Genomic DNA, 12,185 nt, shown 5'->3' on the forward strand with positions numbered 1-12,185 from the left:
CCAGAGTTAAGGGCAGGTTACTCACGTGTTACTCACCCGTTCGCCACTAATCACCCCAGCAAGCTGGAGGTCATCGTTCGACTTGCATGTGTTAAGCACGCCGCCAGCGTTCATCCTGAGCCAGGATCAAACTCTCCGTTGAAGTAAAACAAAAACAGACACACCATGCGCCCCCGGGAAAACGGGATACACACAATGCACAAAATTTGAAACCAGCTGTAAAAACCAGACCATCCACGGGATGGACAATCCAGTCAATTCAACCAATTCAATACAAAAAATTGGTATCAACAAACTTGGCACACTATTGAGTTCTCAAACAACAGACACATTCGAATACTTTTCAAACAATTACTTGAATTCCAATGAATTCTTTGTTATCATTTCTTCGCTGCGATGTTTCTAGCTTATTTCATTCATTTCCACTTTGCAAATCCGGATATTCTTCCGAAGTTCACTTGGTGGAGTGAATCCGCCCAGCAAAATATGAAGCAATTTTTCATTTCTGCGACTTGCGCATAAAGAATTGCTTTTCATTTGAAGGGGGTCTGTCACCACTCAGCGGCGGCGACTCAGAAAACAATACACGCTCCTCCCCGGCCCCGCAAATCGGCCGGAAAGGAGCGTGCATTTGACGTCCTGGAAGCTGCCAGCCCTAGGAGGCTGCCACTTCCACGGTTGCCAGGTTCTTCTTCCCGCGGCGCAGGAGCAGGTAGCGTCCGTGCAGAAGTTCACTGCCCGGAATGACCGCTTCAGGATCGGTCACCTTGGTGTTGTTGACATAGGCACCGCCTTCGCCCACGGTCCGGCGCGCAGCCGATTTGCTGTCCGAGAGCCCGGAGGCCACGAGCAGATCCACGATGCCAAGGCCATCAGCGGCAACACGGGCCGAGGGCAGCTCGGCGGTTGCAGCCGTGAGGGTCCGTTCGTCCAGCGCCGCAAGGTCCCCGCCGCCGAACAGGGCAGCGGAAGCGGCGATGACCTTTTCCGTTGCTTCCACGCCGTGGACCAGGGAGGTCACTTCGAACGCAAGCCGGCGCTGGCCTTCGCGGGCAAAGGGGCGTTCCGCGATGGAAACTTCCAGGGCCTCGATCTCGGCACGGGTCAGGAACGTGAACACCTTCAATCGAGCGGCGACGTCGGCGTCGGCCGTGTTCAGCCAGAACTGGTAGAACGCGTACGGGCTGCACATCTCCGGATCGAGCCAGATGGCGTTACCTTCGCTCTTACCGAATTTGGTGCCGTCCGAATTGGTGATGAGCGGCGTGCCCAGCGCGTGCACGTGCTTGCCCTCAACCTTGCGGATGAGTTCGGTGCCGCTGGTGAGGTTGCCCCACTGGTCGGAGCCGCCGGTTTCCAGCACGCAACCGTAGTCACGGAAGAGCTGGAGGTAATCCATGCCCTGCAGGATCTGGTAGCTGAACTCGGTGTAGCTGATGCCTTCATCCGAGCTGAGGCGGGAGGCGACGGCGTCCTTGCGGAGCATGGTGCCGACCCGGAAGTGCTTTCCGATGTCGCGCAGGAAGTCGATGGCGCTCAAGGGAGCGGTCCAGTCCAGGTTGTTAACCATCCTGGCTGCGTTTTCGCCGTCAAAGCTGAGGAAGCGGCGGACCTGTGCCTGGAGGTACCCGACCCATTCGGAAACTGTGTCCTTGGTGTTCAAGGTACGTTCCGCCGTCGGGCGCGGGTCACCGATCAGGCCCGTCGATCCGCCAACCAGGCCCAGCGGCCTGTGGCCGGCGAGCTGGATGCGGCGCATAAGGAGCAGCTGCACGAGGTTGCCCAGGTGCAGGCTGGGAGCGGTGGGATCGAATCCGCAGTAATAGGTGATCGGGTCCCCGGCGAGCAGCTTTTCCAGTTCCACTTCATCAGTGGACACATGGACCAGGCCGCGCCAGTTGAGCTCCTGCCAGATGTTGGCAAAGGTCGGATCGTTCTGCTGGGACTCGAGATCATTTAGTTGGGACACGTGATCTAAGTTAGCAGGATTGGCCGGTCCCCAGCGCTGCGCAGGCGTCAAATGAGCGTTGCGTGACAGTGCCTCCGGACCGGCGGGAGGCCGGAATAATCCGGTCCTCCCGCCAGCCGAGTTCCAGCCGGGACCCAGCGGGTACCGCCGCGATCAGCGTTCGATGCCTGCCGGCACCGGAGCGGCGGAGATGAGCCGCAGCCGCTGGGTGGGCCGGGTCATGGCAACGTAGAGGTCCCCCACCCGTCCGTGTTCGTGGTTGAGCATCATGGACGGCTCGAGCACCACTACGCCGTCGAACTCCAGGCCCTTGGCCTCGCGCGGGCTGATGACCACAATGTCCTGCTCGTAGCTGCCGGCACCGGTACCGACCCGGCGGCCGTAGGCGGCGCGCAGCGCGGACGTGGCCTGCGGGAGGAGCTCTCCGTCGGCAATCACCGCAAGCAGGCCGCCGTCGAGCGCGTCCAGTTCATCCGGAAGGACCTCAACGAGCCGGCTGACGACTGCCCCGTCCTCCACGCGGTCAATGATCGGCGACCAGCGTCCCTCCCGGACAGCCTTGGGAGCCGAAATCACCAGTCCGGCGGCAGTGGCCATCCTGGCTGCTGCCTCCGCGATCTGCGACGGCGTGCGGTAGTTGACGGTGAGTTCCTCGAGCTGCCAGCGGTCGCCGAACATCGGCTCCAGCGCGCTCTGCCAGGACTTGGCCCCGGCCACGGAACTGGTCTGGGCGATGTCGCCGACAATCGTGAACGACTTCAGCGGGCAGCGCCGGACCAGCAGGCGCCACTGCATCGGCGACAGTTCCTGGGCCTCGTCGACAACGATGTGCCCGAACGCCCAGGTGCGGTCGCTGGTGGCCCGTTCCGCCGCGGTGAGCCGCGCTTCGCGCTCCTGGTTCTGGTCCACGAGTTCCTCGGCCGTCATCAGGACGTCCACCCCGGCGGTTTCCATGTTCACCAGCGTCTGCTTGGCGTTGGCGATGTCCCGGGCGCGGTCGTGCTCCTGCTGGGCCAGGCCACGCCCCGCTGCGGGATCAAGCTCGCCCAGCAGTTCGGCGGCCTCGTCCAGCAGCGGCACATCGGCCTCGGTCCAGGGACTGTCGGCAGGGCGGGCCAGCAGCGCACGTTCAGCATCGGTCAGCTGGGGCGTGCAGGCTTCGAGGATGGCCGGCTTGCTGAACAGCTCGGAGATGAGCTTCTCCGGCGTCATCGGCATCCAGCAAAGGTTCAGCGCGATGCGGACATCGCGGGCTGTGCGGACGTCCTCGGCGAGGTACGAGCGGTCGGCGTTATTGCCGATGCTGCCGGCCTCGACGAGCTCGGTCATCTGTTCCGTCAGCTCGCGCAGCAGGATCTTCACGAACGTCAGGCGCGCCTCATTGTGCGGCTTGTGGGTGGCGCGGGCCTTCTCCCGGGCCCGGCGCACCTGGCGCGGGGTCAGGACCAGCTTGCGGCCGTCCACTTCGAGGATCCGGTTCTCGGCCGGAATGCGCTGCCGGTTGGACACCGCATTGGCCACGACCTCGGCCATGTCCAGCCGTCCCTTGACGGCCGCGACGTCCGCTTCCTGCTCCGGTACGGCATTGATGCCCGGCATGAGCCGCCCGACGCTCGCCATGACCACACCCGTCTCGCCGAGTGACGGCAGGACGCGCTCAATGTACTTCATGAAGGACGACGACGGGCCCACAAGGAGCACACCGGCCGTCTTGAGCCGGTCGCGGTGGGTGTACAGGAGGTACGCGGCACGGTGCAGGGCAACAGCGGTCTTGCCTGTTCCGGGGCCGCCCTGGACGACGACGGCGCCGGAGATGGAGGAGCGGATGATCCGGTCCTGTTCCGACTGGATGGTGCCCACGATGTCGGACATGCGTCCGGTGCGCTTGGAGTTGAGGGCGGCCAGCAGCGCGCCCTCTCCCTGCAGGGATTCGTTGTCGGCCAGCATGTCGGCGTCCAGGACGTCGTCTTCAATGGCCTTGACCTCGCGGCCCTGCAGAATCAGGTGGCGGCGGCGGCGCACGCCCTGGCGGTCGAAGGCAGTGGCCTGGTAGAAGTGCCCGGCTTCGGGCGCGCGCCAGTCAACCATGAGCCGCTGGAGGTCATCAGTCGTCAGGCCGATACGGCCGATGTACTGCGCCTCCCCCGAGTCCAGGTCAAGGCGGCCAAAAACCAGCCGGTCGTCCACGGCGTCCAACTGCGCCAGGCGGTCCTCATAAAGGGCCGCAAACGCGTCCCGTTCGGAAACGTTCTGCATTGTTCCCACGGCTCCGGCACGGCGGACCTGGGCTAGCTGAGTGCGCTTTTCCTCGCGCAACTCATCAAGGCGGGCATACAGTCCCGCAACATAGTCCCGTTCATGGGCCAAATCAGCGTCGAGCATCGAGACTTTCCCCTATCGCAAAAGACAGACCGTCCATTCTACAACCATTTTGTTGAACGCGCCTGAAACAATTCAGTTCCCCGGGTTTCCGCTCCCCGCATCGGCCGCCGGGTCCACACCCGCGCCGGTTCACCGGCGCCGGTTCAACGGCCCGGTTTCAACGGCCCGGCGGGGCCGACGCTAAATCCGGATGAGCGAGCGGACGCGGTGGCCGCTCAGGGCCGAACGGCCGCGAAGCTCGCCGAGTTCCATGACCACGCCCACTCCGGCAACGTGCACTCCGCAGCGCTCAAAGAGCCGCGTCGCGGCCCCGAGCGTGCCGCCCGTGGCAAGGACGTCGTCGAGAATCAGCACCCGGCTTCCGGCCGGCAGGTCGGTGGTGTGCAGTTCCAGCGTTGCGCTGCCGTACTCCAGCGCGTAGTCCTCCGAGATCACCTTGCGGGGGAGCTTGCCGGCTTTGCGTACGGTAATCACGCCGGTGTTGGTGGCGTAGGCAGCAGCGGCCGCCAGGAGGAAGCCACGGGCCTCCACTCCGGCAACGGCGTCGAACTGGCCCTTAAACGGCTCCACGAGGGCGTCCACGACGGCGTGGAAGGCGGCACCGTTGGCGAAGACCGGAGTCAGGTCCTTGAAAATGATTCCGGGTTTGGGGTAGTCCGGCACCGTCGCGCAGAGGCTGTTGATCAGCTGGTCCACGGGAACGTTTCGTCTGGCCTGGCCCGGCTCGCTTAGATTCACGCATCCACCCTATGCCGGTGGAGGCCATTCTTCACGATCCGGGCGCGGCCTCGGGGCGGTCCGGGCGCACTTTCGCTGCCTTGTAGCGCGAGACGGTGGGATCGCCGGTCAGCCAGAACCGCCACGGATACGCATGGCTGCCGCCAGCACCCGAAACCCCCACGCGCGGCCCGGTGCTGATGTCGCGTGCCCGTGCCACCGGCAGTTCCAGCCTGAACGGTTCACCGAGGGCGTCCCGCCCGCTGTCCGCCGTCGTCAGTCCCAGTGCCGTGGCGAGCCGGGCCGGGCCGCTGGCCAGGTCTTTGGAGGACTTCGACGTCGGCCGCCTGGCCCGGGCAAGCTCCTCGCCGCCCACTATTTCCCCGCCCCGCAGCAGCAGTGCCGACGCCGTTCCGGGCGGTCCGCAAACAATGTTGGCGCAATAGTGCATGCCGTAGGTGAAGTAGACGTAGAGGTGCCCGGCGGGGCCGAACATGGGTTTGTTGCGGCCGGTCTGTCCGCGGAAGGTGTGGGAACCGGGGTCCGGGTGCGGGGAGTCATGGGGGCCCAGATAGGCCTCCACCTCGGTGATCCGTACGGAAACCGCACCCTCCGGGCTGTTATGGGTGAGTACAGCGCCAAGCACCAGGGGCGCCACGTGCCGGGCGTCCCCGGACAGCACCTGCCGCACGGCGTGTTCGTGTCCGGGGCGCGGCGGCCTGCTGCTCATGCACTGACTTTAACAAAGCCTTTGACAAAGCGCCGCCGCACCAGGGCCTCCACGGCCGTGTCCGATTTCCGCTAGCCCCCGCTGCGGGGACCTGACAGGATGGAGCCATGGACTTCTGGCAGCGCTACCGGGCAATCGACGCCCGCGACACCCGTTTCGACGGGCAGTTCTACACCGCTGTCCGGACAACCGGCATCTATTGCCGGCCCTCCTGCCCGGCCAGGACGCCGAAGGCGGAGAACGTCACGTTCTACGAAACCTCCGCTGCGGCCCACGATGCCGGGTACCGGGCGTGCAAGCGGTGCCTGCCGGAAGCCGTTCCGGGCACGCCGGCGTGGAACATCCGCTCCGACATTGCGGGGCGGGCGATGCGGCTCATCAACGACGGCGTGATCAACCGCGACGGCGTGGAGGGGCTCGCCTCGCGGCTCGGCTACTCGTCCCGGCAGCTCAACCGGATCCTCAGCCACGAACTGGGCGCCGGTCCCCTGTCGCTGGCGCGGGCCAGCAGGGCCCAGACCGCCCGGACGCTTCTGGTATCCACGCAGATGAAGCTCGCCGATGTCGCGTTCGCAGCGGGGTTCAGCAGCGTCCGCCAGTTCAATGAAACCATCGGCGAGGTCTTCGCCATGACGCCGACGGCACTCCGGGGCACGGCACTCCGGGGCAGCGCACTCCGGGGGACCGCCCACCGGGCGCCCGCCGCGACCACGGCGCTGACACTGAACCTGCCCTACCGTGAACCGTTCGACCCAGGCGTTTTCGATTTCCTTGCCGTCCGGGCCATTCCCGGGATTGAGGCCGGCACCGCATCCTCTTACGCCAGGACCCTGCGGCTCCCGCACGCTGACGCCCGCTTTGGCGTGACGTACGACGCCGGCGCCCCGGGGCGGCCACTCGTCCTCACCATTGGTGCGGTGGACCTCCGGGACCTGCCGTCACTGCTGAGCCGGGTCCGCCGCCTCCTGGATCTCGACGCCGACCCTGTGGCCATCGACGGCGCACTGGCCGCGGATCCGCGGCTGGCCCCTGCCGTCAAGACCTTCCCGGGCATGCGGATGCCCGGGGCCGTGGATCCGCAGGAATTGCTGATCCGGGCCATGATCGGCCAGCAGATCACTGTCGCGGCTGCCCGGACCGCCCTCACCCAGCTGTCTGCCTGCGGGAGCGAGAGCCTGGCGCCCGCGGACGGACTGCACCGGCTCTTTCCCACAGCTGCCCAGATTGCCGACCCGGGTTTCGGCCTGCTGCGTGGACCCCAACGGCGGATCGATTCCGTGCGGGCCGCAGCCAGTGCCATGGCCGCCGGTGACCTTGACTTCGGCTACGGGGACGACCTCGCCGGCCTGCAATCAAAGCTCCTTCCACTGCCCGGCGTAGGGCCCTGGACCGTGGGCTACGTCGCCATGCGCGTGATTGGTGCGCCGGACGTGTTCCTGGCCAATGACGCGGCTGTCCGCAACGGCATCCTCGCCCTCAGCGCCGGCAACCCGGCGGGCGCCGGCACACCGGACTTCACCGAAGTGAGCCCCTGGCGTTCATATGCCACCATGCACCTTTGGCGGGCGGCCGCCATCAGCCCGAAGCCCAGGCGGGCCCGGCAGGCGTCGGCGCCGTCAGCTGTCCGCCGTACCGCAGATTTAACCCTGAAGAGTTAAGCCGCCGATTCAGCCCCGAAGTTCAAACCGAAGATTTAACCCAGGAAAGTGAAGAAATGAAAGCCGAACTTCTGACCATATCCACTCCGGACGGTCCGTTCACGATCATTGCCCGCGACGGTGCCGTCCTGGCCTCCGGCTGGACTGCCGAGACTGCGGAGCTGACCGGACAGATCCATCCCGAACTGCTGCCGGATGAATTCGTCGCCGTCACGGACCTGGGCGAAATCTCCGACGCCGTCAAGGCTTTCTACGACGGCGATCCGGCACCGGCCATGCGGGTGCCCGTCCTGCAGAAATCGGGGCCGTTCCGCAGCCATGCCTGGGACGTCCTCCGCACGGTGAGCCCGGGACGGCCTGTCACCTACACCGAATACGCGGAGCTGTCCGGAAACCCCCGGGCCGTCCGGGCTGCGGCGAGTGCCTGCGCGTTCAACGCGGCCGCCCTCTTCGTGCCGTGCCACCGCGTGGTACGCACAGATGGAACGCTGGGCGGATTCAGGTGGGGACTCGCTGTTAAGGAAAGCCTGCTGGGACGCGAAAAGGGCTGACGGGACCGGTGGCGGCGGCCGGGGGGCCAACCTGTCGGCCGGCCCTACTTGGTGCTCGGCCTACTTGCTGGCCGGAACGCCCGAGGGCCAGGGCAGCAACGCCGGAAGATCCACGCCGTCGGCGGCAGCAGACGCCCGCAGGCTGCCAAGGGAAGGTTCGCGCCCCGCGAGCCAGGCCGCGATGTCCGTCAGCATTCCGTTGATGACGGTGGACCGGTTTCCGGTGCCGATGGTCACGGGCGGAAGGCCGAGGGGCTGTAGCACGAACCGCTGCCCGTCCGGCACCCGGGCTGCCAGGAAATCGAACAGGTGCTCGCAGAAGGGCCGGCTCCAGGTTTCCGGGCCAAGGCCGGTGTTCAGGTCCGAGGCATGGATCACGAGTTCCTGCCAAAGCGCGAACCCGCCGTCCTGCACCACTCCCCCGCGGTAGGAAATCGGAACCTGCCAGGCTCCGGCGTCCAAGGAATCGAAGGCACGCATGGCGCGCTCCAGCGCAGAATCCAGATCGGCCCGGTGTTCCGCCAGGCTGTGGCCGGCTGCCATTTCGATGGCCTTGGTGCGGCCCTCTTGGCCGCCGTCGTAAAGTTCCACGGTTTCGCCGCGGGCGGCGAATTCCAATTGCCGGGCCATCGCGTTCGAAATACCGGCCAGGTGCGCGAGCACGTGGCCCCGTGTCCAGCCCGGCAGCAGGGAGGATGCCGGGACGTCCTCGTCGGTGAGTTTGCCGGCCTGGGAGGCAACGACGTCGGCGGCTTTGTGGAGTTCGGCGAGCAGCGCGTCCGTTGTGATTGCGGTCATACCCGCCATCGTAGCGGACAGTTAATCTCAGTTAACGCAGGTCGGGCTCCTGGCCGCGGCCATAGCGGTGGCGCACGTGGCGGCGGTCGTGCCGGGCCTGCCAGAACTCGACCTCGTGCGGCTGGACCGCATAGACCTGCCAGTCCGGGTTCCCGCTGCCGTCCGCCGCAGGCCTGGCGGCCCAGTCCGCCGCCGATGCCTCCGCGGACAGCTCCACGACGGGGCCGGCCACCCGGACCTGCCGGCCCTGCAGCGGCCAGTAGAAGTTCAGCGCTGCGTTCGGCGTCGCCGCGAGTTCCTGGCCCTTACGTGAGGTGCGGGACGTCGCGATGTGCCAGCCGTCGTCGTCGATGTCTTTCAGGATCAGCATCCGGGACGACGGCTGGACATCGGCTCCCACGGTGGCCACGCTGCACGCATGGGGCTGGCGTTCCCCGGCGGCCAGCGCCTCCCCGAGCCATTGCCGGAACAGCTCGGCCGGGTCCGCAGGGGCAACCGCGGGGTCAAAATCCGGCAGGTTGTCGGGGAAATCCGGCAGGGCGCGGAGGTACCGGCGGAAGGATTCGCTCATGGCGCCATCGTAGCGGGGCGCGCCCGGCGGTTAACGCACAACGCTCTCTCAGCTCCTGCGCGAAAACCGCCAACGCTCTCTCACTTTCTTGCGGAAAGTGAGAGAGCGAGGGCCCAAAAGCGGCAGGAAGTGAGAGAGCGTCTGACTGCTACCCGGCGTACTCCCGCACGCCGGCGAGCTCGCCCTCGAGGGCGAGCAGCTGGCGTTCGACGGCGGCGGGTGCGGTGCCGCCCTGGGAGTTGCGGCTGTTGAGCGACCCCTCCGTGGACAGGACCGTACGGACCTCCGGCGTCAGGTGCTCTGAGATGGCGGCGTATTCCTCGTCCGTCAGGTCCCACAGCTCAACGTCCCGGCTTTCCGCCTGCTTGACCGCTGCTCCGGAAAGCTCGTGCGCCTCACGGAACGGAACGCCTTGGCGGACCAGCCATTCGGCAATGTCCGTGGCCAGCGCGAAGCCCTGGGGTGCCAGGGACTCCATCCGCTCCGTGTTGAACTTCAGCGTCGCGATCATGCCCGAGACGGCCGGGAGCAGTAGCTCCAGGGTGTCGGCGGCGTCGAACACCGGCTCCTTGTCCTCCTGCAGGTCGCGGTTGTACGCGAGCGGCAGGCCCTTGAGCGTGGCCAGCAGCCCGGTCAGGTTGCCGATCAGCCGGCCGGCCTTGCCGCGCGCGAGCTCGGCAACGTCCGGGTTCTTCTTCTGCGGCATGATCGAGGACCCCGTGGAATAGGAATCATGCAGGGTCACAAAGGAGAACTCCTTCGTGGCCCACAGGATCACTTCCTCCGACACGCGGGAGAGGTCAACCCCGATCATCGAACACACCCAGGCGAACTCGGCGAAGACATCGCGCGAGGCGGTGCCGTCGATCGAGTTGTGCGTGGCCGAGAAGAAGCCCAGGTCCGCCGCCACGGCCTCCGGGTCCAGGCCCAGCGAGGAGCCCGCGAGGGCCCCCGAACCGTACGGCGAAACCCCTGCGCGCTTGTCCCAGTCCTGCAGCCGCTGCACATCGCGCAGCAGCGCCCAGGCGTGCGCCAGCAGGTGGTGGCTGAGCAGGACCGGCTGGGCGTGCTGGAGGTGCGTGCGGCCCGGCATGGCCACACCATGGTGCGCCTTGGCCTGGTCCACCAGCGCGTCGATCGTGGCCAGGACACCCCGGGCAACAATCCGGGCGTGATCACGCAGGAACATCCGCCCCAGCGTGGCCACCTGGTCGTTGCGGGACCTGCCCGCACGGAGCTTGCCGCCGAGCTGGGTACCGGCACGCTCAATCAGTCCGCGTTCCAGTGACCCGTGGACGTCCTCATCGGACTCCGCCGGCAGGTAGGCGCCGGACGCGACGTCCTCGTCCAGCTGGCTCAACGCAGCAAGCATGCCTTCGAGCTCGGCGTCGTCCAGCAGCCCGGCCTTGTGCAGCACGCGGGCGTGCGCCTTGGACCCGGCGATGTCGTAGCGGGCCAGCCGCCAGTCAAAGTGCGTGGACTTGCTCAGCGCCGCGAGGGCGTCGGCGGGGCCGCCGGCGAACCGGCCGCCCCACAGCGCACCCGTGTTGGTGGCTTCTGCCTTCTTGGTTTCGACGGGCTCAACCACCGATTCTTACTTTCCTGCGACGCGGATGTCGCGGCCGGAGGCAACCTTGGCGGACATGCCCCACAGTTCGATGAAGCCGCGCGCCATCGACTGGTCGAACGTGTCGCCGGTGTCGTAGGTGGCGAGGTCGAAGTCGTAGAGCGAGGTCTCGGAGCGGCGTCCGTTGACGATCGCCTGGCCGCCGTGCAGGGTCATGCGGATGTCGCCGGAGACGTACTTCTGGGTGTCTTCGATGAAGGCGTCGAGGGAGCGCTTCAGCGGGGAGAACCACTGGCCGTCGTAGACCAGTTCTGCCCAGCGCTGGCCCACGGTGGCCTTGAAGCGGGCCTGCTCGCGCTCCACCGTGATGTCCTCGAGGTGCTTGTGCGCGGTGATCAGCGCCATGGCGCCGGGGGCCTCGTAGATCTCGCGGGACTTGATGCCGACGAGGCGGTCCTCGACGACGTCGATCCGGCCCACGCCCTGGGCGCCGGCGCGGCGGTTGAGTTCCTTGATGGCCTGCAGCGGGGTGACCTTGACGCCGTCGATCGCTACCGGAACGCCGGCTTCGAAGGAGATGGTGACTTCATCCGGTGCCGGCGGGAATTCCGGGGTGGCGGTGTAGTCGTAGATGTCCTTGGTGGGGGCGTTCCAGATGTCTTCGAGGTAGCCGGTTTCGACGGCGCGGCCCCAGACGTTCTGGTCGATCGAGTACGGGTTCTTTTTGGTGGTCTCGATCGGCAGTCCCTTTTCCTCGGCGAAGGCGATGGCCTTGTCGCGGGTCAGGGCGAGGTCGCGGACGGGGGCGATGCACTTCAGGTCCGGCCCGAGGGTCTGGATGCCCACTTCGAAGCGGACCTGGTCGTTGCCCTTGCCCGTGCAGCCGTGGGCCACGGTGGTGGCGCCGAATTCGCGGGCGGCCTTGACCAGGTGCTTGACGATCACCGGGCGGGAGATCGCGGAAACCAGCGGGTAGTGGCCCTGGTAGAGGGCGTTGGCCTTCAGCGTGGGCATGCAGTACTCGTTGGCGAACTCGTCGGACGCGTCCGCCACGTAGGCCTCGACGGCGCCGCAGCCCAGGGCACGCTGGCGGATGGTCTCCAGCGACTCGCCGCCCTGTCCGACGTCGACCGCAACGGCGATCACCTCGGCACCGGTCGCTTCACCGATCCAGCCGATCGCTACGGAAGTATCCAGGCCACCGGAGTAGGCCAGCACAATACGCTCAGTCACTTCAAATGC

General features: G+C 66.4%; 10 protein-coding genes and 1 rRNA gene. 2 read left to right on the forward strand and 9 right to left on the reverse strand.

From position 1 onward, the window contains the following. From BS38_RS0117045 to BS38_RS0117065, 5 genes are all read right to left on the reverse strand, one after another. Positions 1–142, reverse strand: a 16S ribosomal RNA gene (locus BS38_RS0117045); the annotation flags it as partial. A gap of 513 nt (positions 143–655) precedes the next feature. Next, positions 656–1,969 carry a tyrosine--tRNA ligase gene (gene tyrS / locus BS38_RS0117050; RefSeq protein WP_028271895.1) on the reverse strand — a complete coding sequence of 438 codons (1,314 nt, stop codon included), beginning with the start codon at positions 1,967–1,969 and terminating at the stop codon, positions 656–658. Between the two features lie 153 nt (positions 1,970–2,122). Continuing rightward, entirely contained in the window at positions 2,123–4,351 is a 2,229-nt protein-coding gene (locus tag BS38_RS0117055; protein ID WP_028271896.1) for a HelD family protein, read from the reverse strand. Between the two features lie 180 nt (positions 4,352–4,531). Next, on the reverse strand, positions 4,532–5,089 hold the full coding sequence (locus BS38_RS0117060; RefSeq protein ID WP_028271897.1) for an adenine phosphoribosyltransferase: 558 nt from the start codon (positions 5,087–5,089) through the stop codon (positions 4,532–4,534). 31 nt (positions 5,090–5,120) lie between these two features. Continuing rightward, complete coding sequence (locus BS38_RS0117065; RefSeq protein ID WP_028271898.1) at positions 5,121–5,798, reverse strand: DNA-3-methyladenine glycosylase; 678 nt, start codon at positions 5,796–5,798, stop codon at positions 5,121–5,123. A gap of 107 nt (positions 5,799–5,905) precedes the next feature. Between BS38_RS0117065 and BS38_RS0117070 the strand changes: the two genes are divergently transcribed. After that, entirely contained in the window at positions 5,906–7,456 is a 1,551-nt protein-coding gene (locus BS38_RS0117070; protein ID WP_028271899.1) for an AlkA N-terminal domain-containing protein, read from the forward strand. A gap of 56 nt (positions 7,457–7,512) precedes the next feature. Continuing rightward, the gene (locus tag BS38_RS0117075) at positions 7,513–8,007 is read left to right on the forward strand and encodes a methylated-DNA--[protein]-cysteine S-methyltransferase (RefSeq protein WP_028271900.1); all 495 of its coding nucleotides are present in this window, start codon (positions 7,513–7,515) and stop codon (positions 8,005–8,007) included. Between the two features lie 60 nt (positions 8,008–8,067). Here the strand turns inward: BS38_RS0117075 and BS38_RS0117080 are convergent, their stop codons facing one another. From BS38_RS0117080 to BS38_RS0117095, 4 genes are all read right to left on the reverse strand, one after another. Beyond that, positions 8,068–8,805 (reverse strand): maleylpyruvate isomerase family mycothiol-dependent enzyme, encoded by a 738-nt coding sequence (locus BS38_RS0117080; protein ID WP_028271901.1) that lies wholly within the window; start codon positions 8,803–8,805, stop codon positions 8,068–8,070. Between the two features lie 31 nt (positions 8,806–8,836). Beyond that, the gene (locus BS38_RS0117085; RefSeq protein ID WP_028271902.1) at positions 8,837–9,376 is read right to left on the reverse strand and encodes a pyridoxamine 5'-phosphate oxidase family protein; all 540 of its coding nucleotides are present in this window, start codon (positions 9,374–9,376) and stop codon (positions 8,837–8,839) included. Positions 9,377–9,524: 148 nt separating this feature from the next. Beyond that, positions 9,525–10,964, reverse strand: a complete 1,440-nt coding sequence (gene argH / locus BS38_RS0117090; protein WP_028271903.1) for an argininosuccinate lyase — start codon at positions 10,962–10,964, stop codon at positions 9,525–9,527. A gap of 6 nt (positions 10,965–10,970) precedes the next feature. Further along, positions 10,971–12,176, reverse strand: coding sequence for an argininosuccinate synthase (locus BS38_RS0117095; RefSeq protein WP_028271904.1), 1,206 nt, complete (start codon positions 12,174–12,176; stop codon positions 10,971–10,973). Positions 12,177–12,185: the final 9 nt, after the last annotated feature.

Origin of the sequence: Arthrobacter sp. UNC362MFTsu5.1, assembly GCF_000685965.1 — a bacterium.
Classification (GTDB): domain Bacteria; phylum Actinomycetota; class Actinomycetes; order Actinomycetales; family Micrococcaceae; genus Arthrobacter.

What these genes read in the sequence shown, in the direction of transcription:
- BS38_RS0117055 (WP_028271896.1), bottom strand. Translation starts at nt 4,351, where the DNA reads ATGCTCGACGCTGATTTGGCCCATGAACGGGACTATGTTGCGGGACTG.
- BS38_RS0117065 (WP_028271898.1), bottom strand. Translation starts at nt 5,798, where the DNA reads ATGAGCAGCAGGCCGCCGCGCCCCGGACACGAACACGCCGTGCGGCAG.
- BS38_RS0117070 (WP_028271899.1), top strand. Translation starts at nt 5,906, where the DNA reads ATGGACTTCTGGCAGCGCTACCGGGCAATCGACGCCCGCGACACCCGT.
- BS38_RS0117075 (WP_028271900.1), top strand. Translation starts at nt 7,513, where the DNA reads ATGAAAGCCGAACTTCTGACCATATCCACTCCGGACGGTCCGTTCACG.
- BS38_RS0117080 (WP_028271901.1), bottom strand. Translation starts at nt 8,805, where the DNA reads ATGACCGCAATCACAACGGACGCGCTGCTCGCCGAACTCCACAAAGCC.
- BS38_RS0117085 (WP_028271902.1), bottom strand. Translation starts at nt 9,376, where the DNA reads ATGAGCGAATCCTTCCGCCGGTACCTCCGCGCCCTGCCGGATTTCCCC.